The 22145-nt window shown below is 56.2% G+C and carries 22 protein-coding genes; 6 read left to right on the top strand and 16 right to left on the bottom strand.

Annotated elements, in window-relative coordinates; genetic code table 11:
• Positions 1 to 33: 33 nt before the first annotated feature.
• From arnD to HA46_RS12770, 6 genes are all read right to left on the bottom strand, one after another.
• On the bottom strand, positions 34 to 918 hold the full coding sequence (gene arnD / locus HA46_RS12795) for a 4-deoxy-4-formamido-L-arabinose-phosphoundecaprenol deformylase (RefSeq protein WP_084884661.1): 885 nt from the start codon (positions 916 to 918) through the stop codon (positions 34 to 36).
• Positions 915 to 2894 carry a bifunctional UDP-4-amino-4-deoxy-L-arabinose formyltransferase/UDP-glucuronic acid oxidase ArnA gene (gene arnA, locus HA46_RS12790; RefSeq protein ID WP_084884659.1) on the bottom strand — a complete coding sequence of 660 codons (1980 nt, stop codon included), beginning with the start codon at positions 2892 to 2894 and terminating at the stop codon, positions 915 to 917. Before arnA ends, arnD begins: the two co-directional genes overlap by 4 nt.
• On the bottom strand, positions 2891 to 3877 hold the full coding sequence (gene arnC / locus HA46_RS12785; protein WP_084884656.1) for an undecaprenyl-phosphate 4-deoxy-4-formamido-L-arabinose transferase: 987 nt from the start codon (positions 3875 to 3877) through the stop codon (positions 2891 to 2893). Before arnC ends, arnA begins: the two co-directional genes overlap by 4 nt.
• 1 nt (position 3878) lies before the next feature.
• Complete coding sequence (gene arnB, locus HA46_RS12780) at positions 3879 to 5018, bottom strand: UDP-4-amino-4-deoxy-L-arabinose aminotransferase (RefSeq protein WP_143807636.1); 1140 nt, start codon at positions 5016 to 5018, stop codon at positions 3879 to 3881.
• Positions 5019 to 5792: 774 nt separating this feature from the next.
• Positions 5793 to 6194, bottom strand: a complete 402-nt coding sequence (locus HA46_RS12775) for a cupin domain-containing protein (RefSeq protein WP_084884748.1) — start codon at positions 6192 to 6194, stop codon at positions 5793 to 5795.
• A gap of 106 nt (positions 6195 to 6300) precedes the next feature.
• Positions 6301 to 6510 (bottom strand): DUF1471 domain-containing protein, encoded by a 210-nt coding sequence (locus HA46_RS12770; RefSeq protein WP_084884650.1) that lies wholly within the window; start codon positions 6508 to 6510, stop codon positions 6301 to 6303.
• A 397-nt stretch (positions 6511 to 6907) separates the two neighbouring features.
• Between HA46_RS12770 and sapC the strand changes: the two genes are divergently transcribed.
• The 5 genes from sapC (at position 6908) to HA46_RS12745 (ending at position 11827) form a co-directional block, all read left to right on the top strand.
• On the top strand, positions 6908 to 7798 hold the full coding sequence (gene sapC / locus HA46_RS12765; RefSeq protein ID WP_033790299.1) for a putrescine export ABC transporter permease SapC: 891 nt from the start codon (positions 6908 to 6910) through the stop codon (positions 7796 to 7798).
• Positions 7798 to 8793, top strand: a complete 996-nt coding sequence (gene sapD / locus HA46_RS12760) for a putrescine export ABC transporter ATP-binding protein SapD (RefSeq protein ID WP_033790300.1) — start codon at positions 7798 to 7800, stop codon at positions 8791 to 8793. Before sapC ends, sapD begins: the two co-directional genes overlap by 1 nt.
• A complete protein-coding gene (gene sapF / locus HA46_RS12755) occupies positions 8794 to 9597 on the top strand; it encodes a putrescine export ABC transporter ATP-binding protein SapF (protein ID WP_033790301.1) in 804 nt (267 codons plus the stop codon).
• Positions 9598 to 9715: 118 nt separating this feature from the next.
• Entirely contained in the window at positions 9716 to 10504 is a 789-nt protein-coding gene (gene fabI / locus HA46_RS12750) for an enoyl-ACP reductase FabI (protein ID WP_033746867.1), read from the top strand.
• 195 nt (positions 10505 to 10699) lie between these two features.
• On the top strand, positions 10700 to 11827 hold the full coding sequence (locus HA46_RS12745) for a CMD domain-containing protein (RefSeq protein ID WP_084884647.1): 1128 nt from the start codon (positions 10700 to 10702) through the stop codon (positions 11825 to 11827).
• Here HA46_RS12745 and HA46_RS12740 read toward each other — a convergent pair.
• A complete protein-coding gene (locus tag HA46_RS12740) occupies positions 11803 to 12720 on the bottom strand; it encodes a LysR family transcriptional regulator (protein WP_084884645.1) in 918 nt (305 codons plus the stop codon). The genes HA46_RS12745 and HA46_RS12740 overlap by 25 nt on opposite strands.
• A 166-nt stretch (positions 12721 to 12886) precedes the next feature.
• The gene (locus HA46_RS12735; RefSeq protein WP_143807635.1) at positions 12887 to 13156 is read right to left on the bottom strand and encodes a phage repressor protein; all 270 of its coding nucleotides are present in this window, start codon (positions 13154 to 13156) and stop codon (positions 12887 to 12889) included.
• A gap of 226 nt (positions 13157 to 13382) precedes the next feature.
• On the opposite strand from HA46_RS12735, the gene HA46_RS12730 reads away from it, so the two are divergent.
• Positions 13383 to 14084 carry a BRO-N domain-containing protein gene (locus tag HA46_RS12730; RefSeq protein WP_084884641.1) on the top strand — a complete coding sequence of 234 codons (702 nt, stop codon included), beginning with the start codon at positions 13383 to 13385 and terminating at the stop codon, positions 14082 to 14084.
• A 143-nt stretch (positions 14085 to 14227) separates the two neighbouring features.
• Here the strand turns inward: HA46_RS12730 and HA46_RS12725 are convergent, their stop codons facing one another.
• The 8 genes from HA46_RS12725 to HA46_RS12695 all read right to left on the bottom strand — a co-directional run bounded on the left by HA46_RS12725 (position 14228) and on the right by HA46_RS12695 (position 22130).
• The gene (locus tag HA46_RS12725; RefSeq protein ID WP_084884639.1) at positions 14228 to 15445 is read right to left on the bottom strand and encodes a tail fiber domain-containing protein; all 1218 of its coding nucleotides are present in this window, start codon (positions 15443 to 15445) and stop codon (positions 14228 to 14230) included.
• Positions 15446 to 15505: 60 nt separating this feature from the next.
• Positions 15506 to 15790, bottom strand: a complete 285-nt coding sequence (locus HA46_RS12720) for a TonB family protein (RefSeq protein ID WP_084884636.1) — start codon at positions 15788 to 15790, stop codon at positions 15506 to 15508.
• A gap of 81 nt (positions 15791 to 15871) precedes the next feature.
• Entirely contained in the window at positions 15872 to 16522 is a 651-nt protein-coding gene (locus tag HA46_RS12715) for a hypothetical protein (protein WP_084884746.1), read from the bottom strand.
• Entirely contained in the window at positions 16519 to 16818 is a 300-nt protein-coding gene (locus tag HA46_RS20875; protein WP_143807634.1) for a hypothetical protein, read from the bottom strand. Before HA46_RS20875 ends, HA46_RS12715 begins: the two co-directional genes overlap by 4 nt.
• 9 nt (positions 16819 to 16827) lie before the next feature.
• On the bottom strand, positions 16828 to 20016 hold the full coding sequence (locus tag HA46_RS12710; RefSeq protein WP_084884634.1) for a TipJ family phage tail tip protein: 3189 nt from the start codon (positions 20014 to 20016) through the stop codon (positions 16828 to 16830).
• Between the two features lie 47 nt (positions 20017 to 20063).
• On the bottom strand, positions 20064 to 20678 hold the full coding sequence (locus HA46_RS12705) for a tail assembly protein (RefSeq protein WP_084884632.1): 615 nt from the start codon (positions 20676 to 20678) through the stop codon (positions 20064 to 20066).
• Complete coding sequence (locus HA46_RS12700; RefSeq protein ID WP_084884629.1) at positions 20671 to 21390, bottom strand: C40 family peptidase; 720 nt, start codon at positions 21388 to 21390, stop codon at positions 20671 to 20673. The genes HA46_RS12705 and HA46_RS12700 overlap by 8 nt, the downstream gene beginning before the upstream one ends.
• 2 nt (positions 21391 to 21392) lie before the next feature.
• Positions 21393 to 22130 (bottom strand): phage minor tail protein L, encoded by a 738-nt coding sequence (locus tag HA46_RS12695; protein WP_084884743.1) that lies wholly within the window; start codon positions 22128 to 22130, stop codon positions 21393 to 21395.
• Positions 22131 to 22145: the final 15 nt, after the last annotated feature.

The following is a 22145-nucleotide window of genomic DNA, read 5'->3' as shown; positions in this document are numbered from 1 at the left end:
CGGTGTCCACATAGAGAAAGGTCCTGTCTTGAGTTAACGCTGGCAGCCCAGCCAGCCTTCGCGCCCGGCGATTTCGCCGCGCACCACCTTGCCCTGCGGCAGCGTCGCCAGATCCTCAGGCAGCAGCTCGCTGAGCGGACAGAAGCGAATGCCCATCCGTTCGGCGCGCGTCAGCAGCTCGCGGAAGGCGGGCAGCCCCACGATGCCCTCGACCTCGGCATGAATGGTGTAAACCGGCGAGCCGCTGGCGGCCTGCATTTGTTCGAGGATGTAGTCGTTGAACGCCGCTGCGCTCACCTGCTGCCCGACCACCTCATCCCAGGTGGGCAGAGTCACCGGGATTTGCACCGTCGCCGGACTGCCGTCGGCCAGCAGCGGGATAAAGGGGCCGCTGCCGCGGCAGTCGCTGTTAAAGCGAAAGCCGAATCCCTCTTTAGCGGCGATCACGCGCGTATCGGCGCGCCATCCCGCCACGGCGGAGCATGTGACAACGTCACCTGTTATCGCCTCCAGCGCATGCTTGCCGCGCGCAATCTGCTCGCTCAGCGTTCCCTGCGGCCAGACGCCCGCCCAGGTTTGCCAGGCAAAATGATCCCAGGCGTGCAATCCGATTTCATGGTGCTCCGCCGCCGCGCGCATAATGTCGGCCAGCCCGCGCCCGATATCCCGTCCCGGCCAGGCGGTGCCCGCCAGCAGGATGTCCCAGCCGTAGAGCGATGCCGCGCGCGAGCGCAGCATCTTCCACAGAAAGCGCGGCTTCATCAGACGCCACAGGTGGCGTCCCATGTTGTCCGGCCCGACGCTAAAAAAGAAGCTCGCCTGCAGCTGATGCAGGCTGAACTGATCCAGCAGCGCCGGCACCCCCAGCTTCGTGCCCCGCCAGGTGTCGACGTCGACGCGCAGCCCGACTTTCCTCATGGCTTCTCCTGCAGCTCGACGGTGCGCAGGAAGAAATCGAGCGTGTTATCGATAGTGGTGTCCATCTCCACCGTCGGCGTCCAGTTCAGCAGACGACGCGCGTTTTTGATCGAGGGCTTGCGGTGCTCGACGTCCTGATAGCCCTTGCCGTAGTAGCTGCTGCTCTCCACCTCGCGGAAACCGGCAAACGGCGGAAAGCGGTCGCGCAGCGGATGGCGCTCGAAGCTGGCCAGCAGATGCTCCGCCAGCTCTTTGATGCTGGCCTCGTTGTCGGGATTGCCGATGTTGACGATCTGGCCGTCGCAGTTGCCGTTTTTGTTTTCAATGATGCGGAACAGCGCTTCGATGCCGTCGCGAATATCGGTGAAGCAGCGCTTTTGCGCGCCGCCGTCGATCAGCTTGATCGGCGAACCTTCCACCAGGTTAAGGATGAGCTGGGTAATGGCGCGCGAGCTGCCGATACGGGCGGCATTCAGGTTATCGAGACGCGGCCCCATCCAGTTAAACGGGCGGAACAGCGTGAAGCGCAGCCCCTCTTTTTCGCTGTAGGCCCAGATGACGCGGTCCAGCAGCTGTTTCGACACCGAGTAGATCCAGCGCTGCTTGTTGATCGGACCGACCACCAGATTAGAGTGATCCTCGTCGAAGTGGCTGTCGGTACACATGCCGTAGACTTCGGAGGTAGAGGGGAAGATGATGCGCTTTTTATACTTCACGCAGTCGCGAATAATCTTCAGGTTCTCTTCGAAGTCGAGCTCGAACACGCGCAGCGGGTTACGGGTGTACTCAATCGGCGTGGCGATCGCCACCAGCGGCAGCACCACGTCGCACTTCTTGATGTGGTACTCAATCCATTCGGAGTGAATGCTGATATCGCCTTCGACAAAGTGGAAACGCGGCTGGTCGAGGAAACGGCTGATGGCGTCAGAGCCGATATCGAGCCCGTAAACCTCGAAGTTGTCATCCTGCAGCAGACGTTCGGTCAGGTGGTTGCCGATAAAACCGTTGACGCCGAGGATCAACACGCGGGTACGCCGCTTCACCGCGGCAACCGGCTGCGAATAGAGCAGCGCGCCCGGCACCATGCCCAGGCTTTGCGCCAGCTGGCTGCCGTTCATATAGACGCCGTTGTCGCTCTGGCCGGTCAGCACCTCCAGCGCGCCGTCGCCGCAGGCGATGAGAAAGGGATCCACCGACAGCACCGTGCCGGGCTTCGCCGGCGGCGCGTCTGCGTGCACGCGCCCTTTCCACACCACGAATTTCAGCGTGCCGGCAAAGGCGAAGGCCCCCGGCCAGGGATCGGTGACGGCGCGCACCAGGTTATTCACCCGCTGCGCCGGCCACCCCCAGTTGATGCGCCCGTCGTCCGGCGTGCGGCGGCCGACCAGGGTCGCCTCGCTGTGGTTCTGCGGGCGCGCGGCGATCTCGCCGCGCTTCATTGCCGGCAGCGCCCCCTCCAGCAGTTCGGAAGCACAGGCGACCAGCTTGCGGTGCAGCGTCAGGGCGTTGTCCTGCGCATCGATCGCCACGCGCTGCTGCGCCACGATATCCCCCGCGTCGGCGCGCTTCACCATATGGTGCAGCGTCACGCCGGTTTCCGTTTCGCCGTTGACCAGCACCCAGTTGAGCGGCGCGCGGCCGCGGTATTTCGGCAGCAGCGAACCGTGCAGGTTAAAGGCGCCCACGCGGGCGGTGCGGAGAATGCTGTCGCTCAGCAGCGCGCGGTAGTAGAACGAGAAGATAAAGTCAGGCTGCATCGCTTTAATGCGGTCGACCCACAGCGGATGGCTGGCATCTTCCGGCGCGTAAACCGGAATGCCCTGCTCTGCCGCCAGGCGCGCCACGGAGGGAAAGGCGTGGCTTTCCGGCGAGGTGTCGGCATGGGTAAAGATGGCGCTGATTTCATATCCGGCGTTCAGCAACGCGCTGATGCCCGCACAGCCCATTTCGGCGTAGGCGAAGACGATAGTTTTCATTGCTCGATTTCCTGTACAGAAGAAGCTGTTTGCTGGGGGTGAATAACACGCTGGATAAAGTAGCGAGGCCGCGCGCGCACGTCGTTGTAGATGCGCCCGATATATTCGCCGAGCAGCCCCATGCCGATAAACTGCGCGCCGACAAAGATAAACAGGATGGCGAACAGCACAAAGACGCCGTCGCCCGCCCAGCTGGCGCCGAGAAACAGGCGCAGCACGATCAACACCAGCGAGAAGGCGAAACCGGCCAGCGCGATCAGGCTGCCGACGATGCTCAGCAGACGCAGCGGCGTGGTGGTCAGGCAGGTCACCAGGTCGTACATCAGGTTAATCAGCTTCATAAAGCTGTATTTGGAGTCGCCGAATTCGCGCTCGGCGTGGGTCACCGGCAGTTCGATGGTGCGCCGCGCGAAGGTGTTGGCGAGGATGGGAATAAAAGTGCTGCGCTCATGGCAGTTGAGCATCGCATCGACGATATGTCGGCGATAGGCGCGCAGCATGCAGCCGTAATCCCCCATCGCTTTTCCGGTGACGCGCTGGATCAGGTGGTTGATGGCGCGCGAGGCGCGGCGGCGAAACCAGCTGTCCTGCCGGTTCTGGCGCACGGTGCCGACCACGTCATAGCCCTGCTGCGCGGCGCGCACCAGGTTCGGTATCTCCTCCGGCGGGTTTTGCAGATCGGCGTCCAGCGTGATGATCAGATCGCCGGAGACATGGCTGAAGCCGGCCATAATCGCCGAGTGCTGGCCGTAGTTGCGGTTCAGCAAGACGCCGACCACGTGGCTGCCGGGCATGTCTGCGGCATCGGCGATCATCTGGGCGGAGCGGTCAGCGCTGCCGTCGTCCACCAGCAGAATTTCATACTCCAGCTCCAGCGTGGCGCAGGCGGCGTCGGTGCGGCGCACCAGCTCCGCCAGGCTCTCCTCTTCGTTGTAGACAGGTATCACCACGGAAACGCGGCGAATCGCTTTTTCTTCCTGCATCTCAGACTCCTGCCAGCTGACGCAACACGCTGACGACCCGGGCGACGTCGTCGTCGCGCATGTCCGGGAACAGCGGCAGAGAACAGATGCGCTCGCTGTTCCATTCGGTGTTGGGCAGCGAGAGCTGCGGATAGCGTTCGCGGTAATATTTATGGGTGTGCGCAGCGCGGAAATGCAGGCCGGTGCCGATATCCCGCGCCTTCAGCGCCTCCATTAGCGCATCGCGGCTGATGCCGCAGGCGGCTTCGTCGACGCGAATAATAAACAGATGCCAGGCGTGCTGATGCGGCCAGGCCGGCTGCGTCAGCGGCAGAAACGGCGTATCGGTCAGTTCGCGCAGATAGCGCCGGGCGATGGCGGCGCGGCGCGCATTAAAATCGGCGAGCTTTTTCAGCTGCGTCAGCGCAATGGCCGCGCTGATATCGGGCAGGTTGTACTTGAAGCCGGGCATCACCACTTCCGCCTGCGGCTTGCGGCCGTGGGTATGGCGATCGTAGGCGTCGACGCCCAGCCCGTGGAACTTCAGGCTGCGCATGCGATCCGCCAGCTGCGCGTCGTCGGTGACAATCAGGCCGCCTTCGGCGCAGGTCATATTTTTAATAGCGTGGAAAGAGAAGATCGCGGTGCCTGCGCTGCCGACATGGCGTCCCTGGTAATAGCAGCCCGCCGCATGGGCGGCATCTTCAATCACCGGAATGCCGTAGCGGGCGCCGAGGGCGTGAATCGCGCCCACATCCGCTGGCGCCCCGGCGTAGTGCACCGGAATGATGGCGCGGGTGCGCGGCGTAATAGCCGCTTCTATCTGCTCGGGCGTCACCATTAGCGTATCGCGATCGATGTCGATCATCACCGGCGTCGCGCCCAGCAGCGTGATGATGTTAAGAGTGGAGACCCAGGTCAGCGACGGCGTGATGACCTCATCGCCAGGCTGAATACCGAGCGCCAGCAGCGTAACGTGCATTCCAGCGGTTGCCGAGCTGACGGCGATGGCATGCTGATTGCCGGTAAGCTGGCAAAACGCCAGTTCCAGCGCGGCATTTTGCGGGCCGGTGGTAATCCATCCGGATTCAAACACCGCTTTGACCGCCGCCAGCTCCTCTTCACCCAATGAAGGCCGCGAAAAAGGAAGAAATGACATAATAAATTCCCATTCGTTTCAGATGATCGAAATAAATAAATGCGTCAGCGCCGCCTGAAGAAATAAATTTTACAAATATGAAGAAATTGTTTCCTTCTGATGTACACGTGATGAATCTCCCCGACACTTTCCATGGCGGGACGGGAAAATAATGCTGGCGAAACCTTAAGGCAGCCTTAATCAGGCTGGCGCTTCTTTTCATCTGGGGCGAGGGGAAGTGTAAGGGCAACAAAGAGGGGTAACGCAAATAATCTGGGCGCAGCGGATCTTATTATTTTAGCGCAGTCGATGCGATTTAATTTTATATCCGCCCTTATCGAAACAAACAGCGCGGTCTGAAAAAGGTTAAGAATGTTATCGACATTTACTATTACCATCCTGACACTTGACGCAAAAAAAGTATATTTAAAATCAATAGTTTAATTTATTGTAGTACTGTATTTTTATCTCCCCCCAACATCAAGCCCATCTCGAAGAAAATTTCTTTCAGATGTATCAAAACCAGCTGCATTAATAAATAAACAGAGAGGCTAAACAGGCTTGTCGAACCCCCGCAGCTTATTTCCGCCCATGAGAATTCAGGCGTCAGTTTATGCTGCAGGTATAGATTCGTAACGGACTGGCACCAAAGATAACGCGCTTTTATGCGCCATTTTATCGCCGGAGGACAACAATGGTTTATCTTTTGTTTAAGATAAAACCATTGTTAGCGCCCTTGCCGGCAGCGCAAGGGATTATATCGTCCTCGCTGCGCTACCGGCCAGGCAGACTTTACGACTAATACTCCGCTTCCTCTCCCGGCAGCGGTTGCGAAAGTTCCTGCCCTTCGACGCCTGCATAGAAAATTACTAGCTCGGTCGGCTCATCGGTGGTGTAGCCACGGTGCGCGCTATTGATCGTTTCGTTCAGCGCCTCTCCCGCGCCTGCGTGAAAGCGTTCGCCGCTCTGCTTGTCTTCGATGGTCAGGCGTCCAGAAAGAACATAGGCGGTATTAGGCATGGGATGGGTATGCCAGGGGAGTTCGCTGTGGGCAGGCAACGACATGCGCATCACGGATATCTGCGGTTTGCCCGCTGGATAAGCCTCATAGGGCTGGCCATTCCAGGCGCTGCCGCTCTGTAACAGCTGTTGATGCGCGATCTCTGCCGGGTGCTGATCTGAGTGGTTTTTTTTCTCCATCATGGTCTCTCCTGTTCGTTAATCTGAATAGAGTGTAGCGGACAGGGCGCACCAGACATGCCAAAGGCCGCACTAAGCGGCCCCTGAAACAGGTATTGCGACAGCGTTATTTAGTCAGTTCAGCGGAAACATAGGCGCCGTTATCAAAGCGAGCCCCGGTAATTTTGTAGGATGCGCCAGCCTGATGCGCCTGCGCGGCGATTTGCGCTTCCGCCGCGTCGAGCGTGGCGGCTGAAGCGGTAATGCTCTGAGCAAAGCTGCCGAATGATACGAAAGAGAGCGCGGCAGCTACAACGAAAGTTTTGATGGTTTTCATGGTCAATTCCTTAAAGTTTATTTCAGTTGGTGAGGCGTTTTGCCTCGATGAAGAGATGATGCGCCTGACGGAGAGAGTTTAAAAGCTGACATATTTGCTTTTAAACGACAAAAATATTGAAAGACTTTTCCGCCTTCTTTTTACCCGCCAGGCCGACTGCCGACGCCCCGCTTGACGGTGCAAATTCTGACCTTCCATAAACCCGGCACGAAATTGCTACCGCCCTTTCCTTGCCTGCAAGCGGGTTATCGACGGATAATCCCTACAGACTTCGTCATGCTGACGCGACGCCGCCGCAGCCCGACGCCCTAACGCTGAAAATTTAGGCAACGCATTGATATGAGTAAAAAATGTAAAGCGCTGCAAACCACGCTGATTCCTCTTCAGGCGACTGCGCATGCCCTACGATAACGTCTATGCCGAAAAACGGCTGCCCGGCGCGTTCCGCCGCAGCTGGCACCATTTCTATCGCAACACCACTGCCATGATTGGGCTATACGGCTTTGGCGCCCTGCTGTTTCTCTGCCTGTTCGGCGGGCTGCTGGCGCCCTACGGTATCGATCAGCAGTTTCTCGGCTATCAGCTGCTGCCGCCCTCCTGGTCGCGCTACGGCGACGTCTCGTTTTTCCTCGGCACCGACGATTTGGGACGCGACGTGCTAAGCCGCCTGCTGAGCGGCGTGGCGCCGACCGTGGGTTCCGCGATTCTGGTCACGATCTTCGCCACGCTGTGCGGGCTGGCGCTCGGCGTGCTGGCGGGCATTACGCACGGTTTGCGCTCGGCCGTTATGAATCACGTGCTGGATACCCTGCTGTCGATCCCCACGCTGCTGCTGGCGATTATCGTGGTGGCCTTTCTCGGCCCGCGCCTCGAGCACGCGCTGCTGGCGATCTGGCTGGCGCTGTTGCCGCGTCTGGTGCGCGCCACCTATAGCGCGGTGCACGACGAGCTGGAAAAAGAGTATGTCGTGGCGGCGCGCCTCGACGGCGCCAGCAACGTCGATATCCTGCGCCATGCGATTTTGCCCAACGTGCTGCCAATGCTGATCAGCGAAGTGACGCGTTCGCTGTCGCTGGCGATTCTGGATATCGCCGCGCTCGGCTTTCTCGATCTCGGCGCGCAGCTGCCCTCGCCCGAATGGGGCGCGATGCTTGGCGATTCGCTGGAGCTGGTTTACGTCGCCCCCTGGACGGTGATGCTGCCGGGCGCCGCGCTGATGATCAGCGTATTAATCGTTAACCTGCTGGGCGACGGTATCCGCCGCGCCGTAGAGGCGGGAGTGGAATAATGCCGTTACTCGATATTCGTAATCTCACCATTGAATTTATGACCGCCGACGGTCCCGTCAAGGCGGTGGACCGCATCAACCTGACGCTGATGGAAGGCGAAGTCCGTGGGTTAGTGGGCGAATCGGGCTCGGGCAAAAGCCTGGTGGCAAAGGCGATTTGCGGCGTGACCAAAGATAACTGGCGCGTGACCGCCGATCGCATGGTATTCGACGATATCGACCTGCTGCGCCTGTCGCCGCGCGAGCGTCGCCGCATCGTCGGCCACAACGTCTCGATGATTTTTCAGGAGCCGCAGTCCTGTCTCGATCCTTCGGAGCGTATCGGCCGCCAGCTGATGCAGGCGATTCCGCGCTGGACCTATAAAGGTGCGTGGATGGGACGCTTCTGGTTCTGGCGCAAAACCCGCGCCATCGAGCTGCTGCACCGCGTCGGCATCAAAGATCATAAAGATATCATGCGCAGCTTTCCCTACGAGCTGACCGAAGGCGAGTGCCAGAAGGTGATGATCGCCATCGCGCTGGCCAACCAGCCGCGGCTGCTGATCGCCGACGAACCCACCAACGCCATGGAGCCCACCACCCAGGCGCAAATTTTTCGCCTGCTGAGCCGCCTCAACCAGAACAACAACACCACTATTCTGCTGATTAGCCACGATCTGCGCACCATGAGCCAGTGGGCGGACCGCATTAACGTGATGTACTGCGGGCAGACCGTCGAAACGGCGGGCAGCGACGATCTGATCCTTACGCCGCACCATCCTTATACGCAGGCGCTGATCCGCGCGATGCCCGATTTCGGCCGCGCGCTGCCGCACAAAAGCCGCCTGAACACGCTCTCCGGGGCGATCCCGTCGCTGGAGAGCCTGCCGATCGGCTGTCGGCTCGGCCCGCGCTGCCCCTACGCGCAGCGCAAATGTGTGGAAACGCCGCGCCTGAGCGGCAGCAAGACGCACCTTTTCGCCTGTCACTTTCCGCTGAATATGGAGGAGCAGTAGATGGAGACGCTGCTTGAAGTGCGCAATCTGAGCAAAACCTTCCGCTATCGCACCGGCCTCTTTCGCCGCCAGCACGTCGAGGCGGTGAAATCGGTCAGCTTTATTCTGCGCGAGAAGCAGACGCTGGCGATCATCGGCGAGAACGGCTCGGGCAAATCGACGCTGGCGAAAATGCTGAGCGGCATGGTGGCGCCGAGCAGCGGCGAAATCCTGATTAACGATCATCCGCTGGCGTTCGGCGACTACGGCTACCGCAGCCAGCGCATCCGCATGATTTTTCAGGATCCCTCTACCTCGCTCAACCCGCGCCAGCGCGTCAGCCAGATCCTCGATCTGCCGCTGCGCCTTAACAGCGATCTGACGCCGGAGGCGCGCGAGAAGCGCATTATCGCTACGCTGCGCCAGGTGGGGTTACTGCGCGACCATGCCGGCTACTATCCCCATATGCTGGCGCCGGGCCAGAAGCAGCGCCTCGGCCTGGCGCGCGCGCTGATCCTGCAGCCGAAAGTGATTATCGCCGACGAAGCCCTCGCCTCGCTCGATATGACGATGCGCTCCCAGCTGGTTAATCTGATGCTGGAGCTTCAGGAGCAGCACGGCATCACCTATATTTATGTGACGCAGCATCTCGGGATGATGAAGCACATCAGCGATCAGGTGCTGGTGATGCACCAGGGGGAAGTGGTGGAGCGCGGCGGCACCGCCGACGTGCTGGCTTCGCCGCTGCACGACCTGACTAAACGGCTGATTTCGAGCCACTTCGGCGAAGCGCTGACGGCGGAAGCCTGGCGCCGCGAGGCCTGAATCAGGTTGGTTTACCCCATTTGCCTGAGACGTGCTAGAATCCGCACGTCGATTAACGCGGTCGCCTGTTTTTTAACCAACGCGACCGCCAACAACAATGACCATAAGGATTACAGCTATGGGTTTTCTTTCCGGTAAGCGCATTCTGATTACTGGCGTTGCCAGTAAACTCTCTATTGCCTACGGAATTGCGCAGGCGATGCACAAGCAGGGCGCAGAACTGGCTTTCACCTACCAGAACGACAAACTGAAAGGTCGTGTGGAAGAGTTCGCTAAAGATCTGGGTTCAGATATTGTGCTGCCGTGCGATGTGGCCGAAGACGAGAGCATCAAATCGCTGTTTACTGAACTGGCAAAAACCTGGCCGAAATTTGACGGTTTCGTTCACTCCATCGGCTTCGCCCCGGGCGACCAGCTGGATGGCGACTATGTGAACGCCGTTACCCGCGAAGGCTTTAAGATTGCTCACGACATCAGCGCCTACAGCTTTGTAGCGATGGCGAAAGAGTGCCGCGAGATGCTGAACCCCAACTCCGCTCTGCTGACGCTCTCCTACCTGGGCGCAGAGCGCGCGATCCCGAACTACAACGTGATGGGTCTGGCGAAAGCGTCGCTGGAAGCCAACGTGCGCTATATGGCGAACGCGATGGGTCCGGAAGGGGTGCGCGTGAACGCCGTTTCCGCCGGTCCGATCCGTACCCTGGCGGCATCAGGCATCAAGGATTTCCGCAAGATGCTGGCGCACTGCGAAGCGGTTACCCCGATTCGCCGCACCGTCACCATCGAAGACGTCGGCAACTCGGCGGCGTTCCTCTGTTCTGACCTGGCCGGCGGCATCACCGGCGAGATCGTTCACGTTGACGGCGGCTTCAGCATCGCCGCGATGAACGAACTGGAACTGAAATAAGTTTTGAGGGCGAGCCTGGCTCGCCCTTTTTTTTGCTCACTTTCCCCGCCTTATAGCTTCACGCTATTAATTATCACCGATCGGTCTTTTGCCCTTCCCCGCCGTTAAGCGACGATAAGCCAGCCCCCGGGCGCGCGTCACGGTTTCGGATTCACGCCATGCGCGACGTGCCAGTTATTTGCAAAAGGAATAACCATGGAACAACGCCGCTATCCTGGCCACAACCACTGGTTTTACGAGAGCCAGACTAGCCCGCACGCCATCCAGGCTGAGCCGCTGGTTCCCGAAGCAGCCCTGATTAACGACCGTTTCCTGCTCGGCCTGCAGCAGGAGGCGAGCGCGCTTCAGCCGCTGTTGCAGGCCAGCCAGCCGATGCTGCTGGCCTCCCGCGATCTCTGCCAGCTGCTGTTTCCCGATCGCGTCGCGGCGACGCTGACCCATACGCTTACCCTTTACGATCGCCTCAGCACCGCGCTGACCGTGGCGCAGGTCGCGGGCGTGCAGCGGCTGTGCAACCACTATTCTGCGCGCCTTAATCCGCTGCCCGGCCCCGACTCGTCGCGGGAGAGCAATAACCGCCTGACTCAGCTGACGCAGTATGCGCGCCAGCTGGCGATGCAGCCGGAGCTGATCAACGCGGCGGCGCTCAGAGCGCTCGACGCCGTGGGCCTGACCGAGCCGGATATCGTTACGCTGAATCAGATCGTCGGCTTCGTCAGCTATCAGGCGCGCGTGGCGGCAGGTTTGCAGGCGCTGCTGGCGCTGCCGGTGCGCTGGCTGCCTGGCGTGACGCCGCCGCCCGACGCCGACCGCGACGGGTTTGCGGAAAAGCCAGTCTGGAAACCGGGCGTGAAGCCGCTGGAGCTGCGCTACGCCAGCGCTGAACAGCTGGCCGCCGTCACCTTCTGTCAGCCGCGCTCCGATCTCGCCGATGCGGTCTGGCTGCTGGCGCACGACGCCGCCGCGCTCTACGGCTGGCAAACCCTGCGCCAGCGCATCACCCCGACTGCGTTTACCCCGCTGGCGGAGGCAACCTGCGCGCGCGCGCTCGGCAGCCGCTGGGCGTTTCAGTTTTTCCCGGATGAGGTGCGCGAGGCGCTGCTGGCGTCGGTGGATGACGCCGCCGATCAGACAACGACGCAGGGCCGCGTCGTGGCGCTGGCAGCGCAGCTGACCCGCTCGCCTGAGCGCTTCAGCGCGGCGCATCTGCAGCCGCTGGTCACCGAAGGCTGGCAGCCGGACGCGCTGTTCGCCCTGATTCAGGCAGTGGCGATTGGCAACTGGAACAGCCGGCTGTTTTACGCTATGGGCGAAGCGGCGTAGCCTTCAAGGTGGCTGCGCGCCTCGTCGAAGAAGTGTTGCGACAGCGGCGACGCGCGGCCCGGTTCGGCAATCACCAGCGCCGCCTGGCGCGCCATATGGGTAATGGCAATCGGCCGCTGCGCCATCCCCTGTAGCATAGACGGCAGCAGGTGACCGACAGGCGACACCAGCACCCCCAGCCCTACCTGCGCGCTCTGCACCAGTTCGAAAATCGCGGCGCTCTCTACCATCACCTGCGGCGTCAGCCCCGCCTCGCGGAAGGCCATATCGAGATAGCGGCGAAAATAGCGCGTCGGTTCGGAGAGGCAGAGCGGCAAGGCGGCCAGCGTGGCAAGCGAGAGCGGCTCGTCGCCCACCAGATCGGGAAACTGCAGCGGATCGAATATCGCTTCGACGCCGCGCTCGGGCAGAAACGCCGTTTGAAAATGCAGTTCCCGCAGCGTCGCCAGCTCGAAAAAGCCGATGCCGACGTCGACGGTGTGACTGTTGAGCGCCTCCAGCAGCTGATCGGCGCTTAGCGCGGCGATACGGTAGTTAAGCTGAGGATAGCGGCTCTGCACCCTTTTCAGCAGCGCCGGCAGCGCCACGCTGCACTGCGGCATCACGCCGATGCGCAGCGTGCCGTTGACGCCGTGCTTCAGCGACTCTACCTCCAGCTTCAGTCCCTGATAGACCGACACGATCTCCCGCGCCCACGCCAGCACGCGATCCCCCTCCGGCGTAAAGCCGACGAAGTTATTGCTGCGGTTGATCAGCGACAGGCCGAGTTCGCGTTCGAGGTTTTTCAGGCGCATGGAGAGCGTCGGCTGGCTAACGAAGCTGGCTTCGGCCGCGCGGCCGAAATGGCGTTCGCGCTCAAGGTTGCAGAGGTAAATTAATTGCTTGATGTCTATTTTTCTTACCTATCAATAACTTAAGAAAATTTCACGTGTGCACGATTAAAATTATGTACTACCGGATGTACTAAATAAAAAAATGCCTGCCATTAAGGATGAATCTTCAGACAGCGTTACCAGCTTGTCAACGTGAAGCCCAAAATGAGAGCGGAAGTTGCTGCGCTCAGATCGTCGGCCGGTACTCATCATTATCATCGACAATCGTGGCAGTAACTTTACCCAGCACGATGATGCCCTCTAGCCCTTCCCCATCGATAGTTTCGCCGTCTTGCGTTATCAGTCCGGAAGCGAACAGCTTACCCACCATCGGATAGCCATCGTACTGAAACGCCACCTCATCGCCAGGCTTCATCTTTACGCCGCTGTCGACGATGACAAAACCTTCAGGCGTCTCAATGCGGAATGCGTTGGCTGTCTCATGTTCACTTTGCATAAAACTACCCTGTAAAATTACTGTATACATAAACAGCAATATCAATCGGTAAATTTGTTCAAGGAGAATTGTTTTGGAGATTTGCAAAGCGCATGGCGAAAAGGAAGATTTCTTTGAAGATAAGATTATTCCTATTGTGTATGATACTTAATCAAACCGCATCAGGCTGAGATCTGAGCGGATATTCATTACAGGGAAAGATGCCTTAAGGCTAAATGGAGAAAAAATGAGTAAAGCTATGGCGATAAATGAATTTGATTTCAATGGTAATGCCGTCAGAACGATAACCGACGAAGACTCAGAAGTATGGTTTGTCGCTAAGGATGTGGCCGACATCCTTGGATATGCAGAAACAAGCAATATGACTGAGAGGCTTGATGATGATGAGAAAAGAAAGCATACCCTGCAAAATGGACGAAACTATACTAATCAGACACTTATCAATGAATCTGGATTGTACAATGCAGTAATGGGATCGCAGAAGGTCGAGGCCAAACACTTCAAGAAGTGGGTTACATCCGAGGTGCTTCCATCTATCCGTAAAACAGGCGGATATAACATGGTTCCACAAACCTATGCCGATGCACTTCGCCAACTTGCCGACCAGGCAGAAGCGACGGAACGCGCGCAAGCGATGCTGGAAAAGAAAGACGAACAATTCAAATCTGTACGTGGATCTTTCGGCAACCACGTCATGCAACATAACAAATATGTTCACAGCAAAGGCGAAGGCTTTAGACATGCAACTATTGCGCATGTCAAAAGTTCAATACCCGGAAAGTACAGTTGGCAAAGCCTAGCAAACTACTGCAGCTACCATAAGCTTCCTGTTGAAATACTGACCCCTCATTATCAAACAGTTCCTTTAAACTCATATCCGGCAGAGGCATGGATGGCTATCTATAACATTGACATCTCAGACCTATAACTGCTTTCAGCAAAAAAATGAGCGACCCGGCCAAAGCGCCGGGTTTTTGTGCCTTCTAGTCGCTACGGCTATTCTTAACGAACCCCACCCCGTAGCCTGCTTAGATCGGCGCGGTATACCTCTGCCCCGTCGCCGGGGCTTTTTTAGCCATCAAGACCATCAAGGTCTTTAAGTCTGACGCCCATAGCCTTGATGATCTCTGACTGTTCGTTGATAATTTTTTGCTGGGCCTGAATTGCTTGTGTAAGTTTGGCAATCATAGGCACCTGATTTAGTGAGTATGCGTCCGGGTTATTAGGATCAGCCTCAATATCATAATCTTCTGGCAATCCTTTTCCGCTGACACACTCTGGAGAAACCTCAAACATATCATTTGCGATGAAACCAAGCTGATCCGGGCTTTCAGGCATAATGCCGCGCTCCTTCATCTTAAAATCAGCTGGCCGCCATTGCAAAACCTCCGCAAGCGCCTGATCGGTGTCTTCTCTGTAGCGTATATCCTTCTTAAGCCCTTTATCGGATACTGACGACAGTGTTATAGCGCCTACTCTGGATGCGTCTACCCATACCTCCATCTGTGAGCTAGTATTCCAGTAATAGTTAAAAGAGTTGCTACCGAAAGAACCTGCAGTGCCGTTCCTGCATCGATATCCACCGTACACTCTTAAACCCGCATTCCCGCTTGCTGCCACTACGTCCAGGTACCCTGATACCTGGTTGATGAGTCTTGTATCGTAGTCTGCTGAGGATGAACCAACATGAAAATCAATATAAGGCTTATCTGAGGACAGCTCGATAGCCCCAAATGTCGGGGAAGATGTTGAGCCAAGCCCCAGATTAGTTAACGCATCCGCAGCGTTTTTTGCTCCTGTTCCTCCCTGTCCAATACTGAGTGCAGTAGTAAGTCCTGACAGAGCCGTTATATCGCTGTTAGCACCTTTTGCCGCTTTACCTGATAATGTAGTGGTGATGCTATTCCATGCCGGCCCTGTCCAGCTGGTTCCGTCTGGCAAGGTTACAGTTGCGTTACCGGTTCCGCTGAAAACCTGCTGCCAGTTGGCTTTGTCGAAAATCATGCCGCGAAGAATTTTGCCCATATCATTCATGGTTTGCTGAGTCACCGCATACATCAAGCTAGCGGGAACGGCATACCATGCAAGCCCGCTAGCTGTCGGGCCAGTAAAAGCTGCGCCAATAGTTAGCTGGGTGTTAGATGCAATCGCCGCGACAATCAACGTGTAAGGGGTTCCACCAGCAATAACGCCGATGAAATCACCGACCTTCAGCTCTGTCGTAAAACTTGTTCCAGTGCCACTGACCGTAGCTGAGTTGTTGTTTAGAGCAATAGTGCCTGCTGACATGCTTTTCTCCGGACAATAAAAAACCCGGCTGAATGGCCGGGTTAGTTGATTTATTTTGGCTTAATTAGCTTTGAAAAGGATTCTTAGCTGCTCATCTTTTCTGGCATTGCCAGGTGAAAACTTCCAGTACGAAATTTGCTTGCGTACGCTTCGATCGAAAACATCAGGCGGCTCCGCACTGATGAGGCGGATGTTCTCAACTCTCCCGATTTTGTTAACATCGTAAAGCACATTAACTTCGCCACCGATACGAAGGTTTTCAGCGCGAACGGGGTATTTGATAACATTGGCTTTCGCAGTAACGGTAGCCAGCATAAACACGACAGGATACAGAAATTTATACATGAGCACCTCACAAGTTATAAGCGCATAGAATACCCTTATCTTTAAAAGTGCAATTCAATTATTTGATCGTCACGATCATCGTCAGCTTAAATTAGGGATAATGGCATAAGGTATGCGCAAACCATACGGCTTTAAGCTGTTAGCCCAACTTTGCTGGAGTTTATTTACCCATTGACATTGCAGTGTCCCATTTGAAAATCTAAAAAACAATCCTGAATAGCCTGTGCTAGTTCCGTCGTCAGAAATATTCCCGCTTGGGCAAGAACTCATAAGAACCCAGGTGTTATTTCCAATCCCCTGAGAGTAGACCGCGTTATCGAGATCGTAATTCGGTGGGATATCAAAGAAACCAACAATTCGTGGAATTTTTGCAGCCATAACGGCTGACCAAATAAGCTCGCCAGATGCATTGAAAACATCCTTATAACCGCTTTCAACCGGCATGCCGCTATGTGTTCTTGCCATCCTTCCAGCATTTGCTGTCACCCAGGCTGGGTTAGATGCGAAAAATTTTGCATTGTTATTAGGTTTGAACCATCGCAGGTTATCGTCATCGGGCACTCCTCCGCTGACAAAGCCCATATCCGTAGAGTTCCCTAGCTGACAAGTAATATTGTAATAGCCAACATCGGTAATCCCTCCGTATTGCACATTATCGCGGTAATAGCTTCCCTTATAGTTTGAATCTATAACCAATGCGCCTGAAGAATTGAAAATTTGATAACCGCTCATATGAATGCGTATAAATCTAAAGTTAATGTTACAGCGGTGGTGCTCTGGAATAATCTCCAAACGCGATAGCCGCCATCATATGTTCTGGTTGCAAAGTTATTGTTGTTAAAATTACTGGATACTGATACAACAACGGCAAATGAGCCTGCCGCCGTGAGTCCGCCAAAAGAGCCAGAAACCATATTAACGTTTGCAGGTATCGTTACCGACGTCCGCCCCAAATATCTGGTGTTGTAGTCGCCGATATCGACGACTAATTTCCCTGTGGCATCCCAGCACTGCAGACCACATGGCATTTTTTCTCCTTACCAGAGCCCTTCTCTGATTCGTAAAGTTCCATTAGCGTCGTAGGTCAGTTTGAGAACCCCTGTGTCAATAACTCTGCCTGAACCATTCGCCGCGTTTCGCTCGAACGTCCCCGACTTATCAAGCCGCCAGCCTACCGAGCCAGCCACGAAATTATTCGACTGAATGTAATCGCCGATCATGGCGTTATTGATCCAGCCTTGGCCAATAAATCCCTGGCTGATAAGTACCTGGCCATCTTTAATGACAAAAGGCGAATAGAGGCTGTTGCCGACACCACTCATTACGACGAATTGGTTGGCATTGACCGCAACACGAGTATCTACGCCGCCGCTGCCATTGACAGTCGCGGCCACTGACAATCCCGCATCGTAATTGACGCCGTTATAGCGAATGCCTGTTTTAAGCGTGTAAATTGCTGAAGGGTTATCTGCATCTGCATAGGCAGTAAACTTCTGCTGAATAGCTGCCTGCTGTTGAGCAAACTGGGCTACAACGTCCGTCTCAAGCTGAGCAACAGCGCTTTCAGCATCCGCGGCCACTTTCTGAGCCTGAAGAATGCCAGCTCGATTATCGCCATAGTTTGCCCACTGCTGATTTACTGAATCGTAATCAGCCAGCATGTTCTGCAGCAGCGCCTGCGGGTCAGTGATTAGCGGGTCAAGAAGCGCTTTACCATCGGGAGACGTCAGGAACTCTTCTACCACACTGCCGATCAGGTCATCCGCATTAACGTTTGACATGCCGGCGGCAAAAGCCGTCCAGTCACCTGTGTTGCCGATCTTGTCCACCAGACGCGCGCGATACCAGCGGCGAACGCCAGCGGGCATAGGACCGTGCTGATAGCTGACGCCGGGGTAAGGAACGTATGCGAGGAACTGCGGGTTCTGCCCGTCTGCCGTTGTTGCCACCTGAATTTCTGTATAGGCGGTATCTCCCGATCCTTCTGGAAATCCCCAGGTGATATCGATATTCCATACCACGTTATCCGTAGCCATCAAATTAACGGGTGTGCCGGGCTTTCCAACTTTCCCGTTTAATGATGTTGATTCTGCATATCCCCACGGAGAAGACACGTCTACCGCATTGACTGCGCGTACGCGCACATCATAAACCCCCGAGTAAATCCCCTGAATTGTGAAGCCCTGCGAACTGACCTGACCTACGTTAACCCAGTCACCGTTATCCTTGCGCCATTGGGCCGTATATCTGATGGCATTCGGCACTTTGTCCCATGTTACCTGCATTGAGGCGACTGTAAGCCCCTGCGCAATATAATCCACCTCGCTGATGACGATATTCGCTGGTGCCTGCATCACTCCGGGGGGTGTGACGGTAATCGGTGCCGGGTCAATATTCACGCCGTCATCAATGTAACGGTACTTATTCGGATCGTGCTGCACGCCAGATATCGTGAACGTACCGTCGTCATTTGAAGCGATGGAGGTGACGCGAAAGTACTGGATAGCCAGATTATCACTGTCGATAGCCCACACTGCGCCTGCAACCGGGGTCCGCGAGTATGAGGTACTCACCCTGACCGTTTTCTTGTCTGCGCTGACGCTTGAGATGGTGCGAGTCTGTGCTGTACCGTCTGGCAAGTTAAGCACCAGCCTGTCGCCAGCAGCATAATCAGCAGCGCGGTCAAGCGTAAAGCTCAGGCCGTTAACGGCGCTAAGGCGGCCGCCATTCTGCTTGCCTGCGCGGAACGGGTCTGCCACGCCGATAACTTCTGCAGGCAGCGGGATATAACCATCAAGTCCGACACTGAATGAAATAGTGCCGTCTTTTGAATTGGACAGAATAGCCCAGCGTCCGCGGCGGTGAGCCTCGCTTTGTGTGGTGCAGCCGATAGCAGTAAGTTGCGTTTCATTTACGCCGTAACGTTGCACAAGGTCTGTGTCGTAAACGCCCTCGATGGTGTCTGAATAATGGTTCTGTGGGTCAGACCATGACACCTGACACGAGGTATAGCGGTTCTTGTATGAGCCGCCCGCGTACGTAAACAGCCCGTCGATTACGTTAGAGGCGTGATAAACGAAATCCACGTCATCCTGCGGTACGTCGGCCTTCACATAAATCTGGTCGTTACCCCAAAAGGTGATCCCGCGGAAGATAGCGGCAATGTCCTTCAGAACGTTATAGGCGTCCTGCTGATTCTGTATATAGACGTTGCAGGTAAAGCGAGGCTCTAGGCCGCCTGCACCATTGCTGACCATCTGATCGCAATACTGCGCAATCGCATAAAGCTCCCATTTATCAATCATGGAAGCATCTACGCGCGTTCCCATGCCGTAGATTTCATCCAGCACCAGGTCATAGAAGACCCATGCAGGGTTATTCGTGTAAGCCAGCTTGAAATCGCCCGCCCATGTGCCGCTATAGGTTCGAGAGGCCGGATCGTAAGTGGTAGGGACTTTGACGACCTTACCCTTTGGCTTGCAGGTCGTTTTCGGTACGCTGCCGTTAAACTGGCTTGAGTCGAGCTCTATATAAAGAAGTGCTGTGTTGGGATAACGCAGCTTGCTGTCGATTACTTCAGCATACGAAAACACGCTGAATGCGTTAACGAGCTTTGTTGAGCTTGAGTCTGCGGTAATTCTACGCACCCGCACCGACCAGCCCGAGGTTGCAGGTGGAAGGTCCAAGCGGTGATCGCGCTGATACTCTGACGTGGTTTTCCCGTCAAACTTGCCATTCACTACCGTTTGCCATGCGCCGCCATCCGTTGACAGGTCGATAGCGTACTGCGTAACCGTGCCAATCATGTCGCCGTTATCTTTATAGGCATACTGCGCGGGCAGGCTCAGCTTGATGCGCACAGCATCCAGCGTCAAGTCAGTGAACTGGCGGACCCATGGCGATGAAGTGGTTACTTTGATGCCGGCTGAGGTTTCGTTGTCGATTTCCGGCAACCCCTGAATGTAGGTCTGATCCTGCGTGCCAGAGCGGTATTCCCATTTCACTCCGGTGAAATTGTATGTGCCGTCATCGTTAGCCAGCGCCGTGTCATTAAGAAAGATTTGCTGAGCAGTCAGATCTCCCTGAATTTCTCCCTCTGCGATAGCCAGAAGCATCTTCAGCTTCGCTACGGACAACAGGTCATCTGGCTGCTCTACCGGTGTATGAGCGCTTCCGCCGCCGCCTTTTTGTCCGTGAATAACGGTCGCCCCTTCAAGAAGTCGCATATTCCACCCATAAAAAAAGCCACCTTGAGGTGGCTGTAAGCTGTTGGTTATTGCTGGTCACTGGAGAAGATGCCGGCGCTTATGATGGCCCCGCCTATCTCCCTGCCGCCGTACAAGACCGGAACGGGATAACCCATTGCAACGGTATTTACCGGAGCGCCAAAGGCATAGTTTGGTTTGTTGTCTGCACTGGAGGAGGCGCCGACACTGTATTTAGGCTGAGGCGTTAACAGGCTGACTACCCCGCCCAGCGCCATCGATAAGCCCAGTCCGGTTAACGCTGTGGTTACGCCCGATGCCGCCGCAGCACTCAGGCCGAAAGCAGTGAGCGCTGCGCCCGCGGTAAAATACGCTGCAACGAGAGCCACTGCGCCTATAACAACCTGCAGGATGCCACCGCTCTTGCGGCCCTCGATAACTGGCGTCATACGGTATTCTTCTGCGCCGCGCGACATATCGAATTCCTGCACGCCAATATTGTCTTTGCCGCTGAAGAAAGCGAATCGCAACCCGCTCAGGTGAGCGTTAGAAACGTATTTTTTGAACCCCGGCACAGTAGCGCACATTGCGCGCAGCATCTCTCTCAGGTCAGCAACATGATACTGATGCGTCTTGCCAAACTTTTTTGCCAGAGCGCCGCTGAGTGTCATTGTTTTAAGCATCGATAAGCTCCTTTCTTCGTACAACGCGCACCGTTCTGTCGCGATAATACTTACCGTACGGCACTCGAGCGGAGAGGCTGCCGAATCCGTGATGCAGCATGATGTTGTCGCCGAGATATATCGCAGCGTGATTGGTAACAGGAGCCTGAAGCTGCATCATGATCATGTCCCCATCGCGCATCTCTGCTGCCGGTACTTCGATAAAGCCTTCTTCCTTCCAGTTATCGTCGTAGCGGTTCTCTTTGCCGTCTTTCCACCACTCGTAATCGACAGACCAGTTATTCAGCTCTATGCCGTGCTCCTGCCGGTAATAGTCCATGATGAGCGTCCAGCAGTCGGCATGCCCCAGCACCCACTGCCGACCTGCATAATCGCGATCGCCTCGAGGGGAGATGGTGCAGAAATCACCATCCGGCCACGACATGATCCCCCACTCCACGCCCGAGTGGTCGCACTGGATGCGGTCCATCTCAGAAGGAACCAGCTGAACCACATCGGGGTGCGAATGGATAATCATCAAAATGTCGCCCTGCTTCTCTGCCGCGGCAAAATCCTCCGGAGATAGCGTGAAGCTGTCAGTCGGAGTAGCGGAGATGTTTCGGCAAGAAATGTACTCTTGCGCCCTCCCAATCTGCACTACCACCCCGCACGCCTCTTTCGGATACTCAGCTTCAACATGCGACTGAATTGCATTCATTATCTTTTTACGCATGATTATTTGCCCTGCAGGTTAGCGGCCGGGAACCCACCAAATGACAGAGGCTGGTCTTCGCCGAACCGCAGCTTGCAGTCGCTCAGTCGTCCGCCGCATACATCCAGCGCAGGGTTGTCCGTAGGCGTTCCGTCTTTGAGGAAATAGCGATTTCCGTTGTAGTCGCAGCCTGTCCCGGTCCGATACCAGCCACGCATGCACCATGTACAAACGGGAGTGATTTGCCTGGTGGGCAGCTGCAGGCTCTGCACGTCAAACGGGGAGCACAGCTCGAAATCAACCTGAGAACGGGTTTCCGTGGTCTTTGCATTCACATAAAAGAGCTGCACGCGCTCTTCAGTAGGTTGCGCACTGGCATTCCCTGCCACCCAGTTCGCCGCGTCCAGATATTTAGCGAGCGTGGTATGGACCTTTACTTTCGCCTTAACGAGGTCGTCATACTGCAGGCAGAGCGCGGTGACGTAGTTTCCTACGTTGCCGACAGAAAGTGTTGGCGTCGGTTGAGATCCGGTGCTGGAAAGCTCGAGACCCTTCAGCTGATACGGATAAGGCTCGTACTTATTTCCTTGCCAGATAATCGCCGGCAGGTTTTCAGCAGCGTATGCCGCCCACCCTTCTGAAGGGATGTTATAGGAGTGAAAGCGCAGGATTGTATCGAGGCCAAATGCGGTGCCATCCACTTCCAGAAGCTGGATAAGCTGACCTGGCTCCAGTTGCTGTATGTCTTGTGTGAAGCTCATATTCAGCCCATAAAA

It is taken from the genome of Pantoea septica, from assembly GCF_002095575.1.
GTDB classification, from domain to species: domain Bacteria; phylum Pseudomonadota; class Gammaproteobacteria; order Enterobacterales; family Enterobacteriaceae; genus Pantoea; species Pantoea septica.
This window is presented reverse-complemented; position numbering and strand designations above follow the sequence as displayed.

Bases quoted from the DNA above. Each gene is read 5' to 3' on its own strand.
- arnD (WP_084884661.1), bottom strand. From the start codon at position 918: ATGAGGAAAGTCGGGCTGCGCGTCGACGTCGACACCTGGCGGGGCACG.
- arnA (WP_084884659.1), bottom strand. From the start codon at position 2,894: ATGAAAACTATCGTCTTCGCCTACGCCGAAATGGGCTGTGCGGGCATC.
- arnC (WP_084884656.1), bottom strand. From the start codon at position 3,877: ATGCAGGAAGAAAAAGCGATTCGCCGCGTTTCCGTGGTGATACCTGTC.
- HA46_RS12775 (WP_084884748.1), bottom strand. From the start codon at position 6,194: ATGGAGAAAAAAAACCACTCAGATCAGCACCCGGCAGAGATCGCGCAT.
- HA46_RS12770 (WP_084884650.1), bottom strand. From the start codon at position 6,510: ATGAAAACCATCAAAACTTTCGTTGTAGCTGCCGCGCTCTCTTTCGTA.
- sapC (WP_033790299.1), top strand. From the start codon at position 6,908: ATGCCCTACGATAACGTCTATGCCGAAAAACGGCTGCCCGGCGCGTTC.
- sapD (WP_033790300.1), top strand. From the start codon at position 7,798: ATGCCGTTACTCGATATTCGTAATCTCACCATTGAATTTATGACCGCC.
- sapF (WP_033790301.1), top strand. From the start codon at position 8,794: ATGGAGACGCTGCTTGAAGTGCGCAATCTGAGCAAAACCTTCCGCTAT.
- fabI (WP_033746867.1), top strand. From the start codon at position 9,716: ATGGGTTTTCTTTCCGGTAAGCGCATTCTGATTACTGGCGTTGCCAGT.
- HA46_RS12745 (WP_084884647.1), top strand. From the start codon at position 10,700: ATGGAACAACGCCGCTATCCTGGCCACAACCACTGGTTTTACGAGAGC.
- HA46_RS12735 (WP_143807635.1), bottom strand. From the start codon at position 13,156: ATGCAAAGTGAACATGAGACAGCCAACGCATTCCGCATTGAGACGCCT.
- HA46_RS12730 (WP_084884641.1), top strand. From the start codon at position 13,383: ATGAGTAAAGCTATGGCGATAAATGAATTTGATTTCAATGGTAATGCC.
- HA46_RS12725 (WP_084884639.1), bottom strand. From the start codon at position 15,445: ATGTCAGCAGGCACTATTGCTCTAAACAACAACTCAGCTACGGTCAGT.
- HA46_RS12720 (WP_084884636.1), bottom strand. From the start codon at position 15,790: ATGTATAAATTTCTGTATCCTGTCGTGTTTATGCTGGCTACCGTTACT.
- HA46_RS12715 (WP_084884746.1), bottom strand. From the start codon at position 16,522: ATGAGCGGTTATCAAATTTTCAATTCTTCAGGCGCATTGGTTATAGAT.
- HA46_RS20875 (WP_143807634.1), bottom strand. From the start codon at position 16,818: ATGCCATGTGGTCTGCAGTGCTGGGATGCCACAGGGAAATTAGTCGTC.
- HA46_RS12710 (WP_084884634.1), bottom strand. From the start codon at position 20,016: ATGCGACTTCTTGAAGGGGCGACCGTTATTCACGGACAAAAAGGCGGC.
- HA46_RS12705 (WP_084884632.1), bottom strand. From the start codon at position 20,678: ATGCTTAAAACAATGACACTCAGCGGCGCTCTGGCAAAAAAGTTTGGC.
- HA46_RS12700 (WP_084884629.1), bottom strand. From the start codon at position 21,390: ATGCGTAAAAAGATAATGAATGCAATTCAGTCGCATGTTGAAGCTGAG.
- HA46_RS12695 (WP_084884743.1), bottom strand. From the start codon at position 22,130: ATGAGCTTCACACAAGACATACAGCAACTGGAGCCAGGTCAGCTTATC.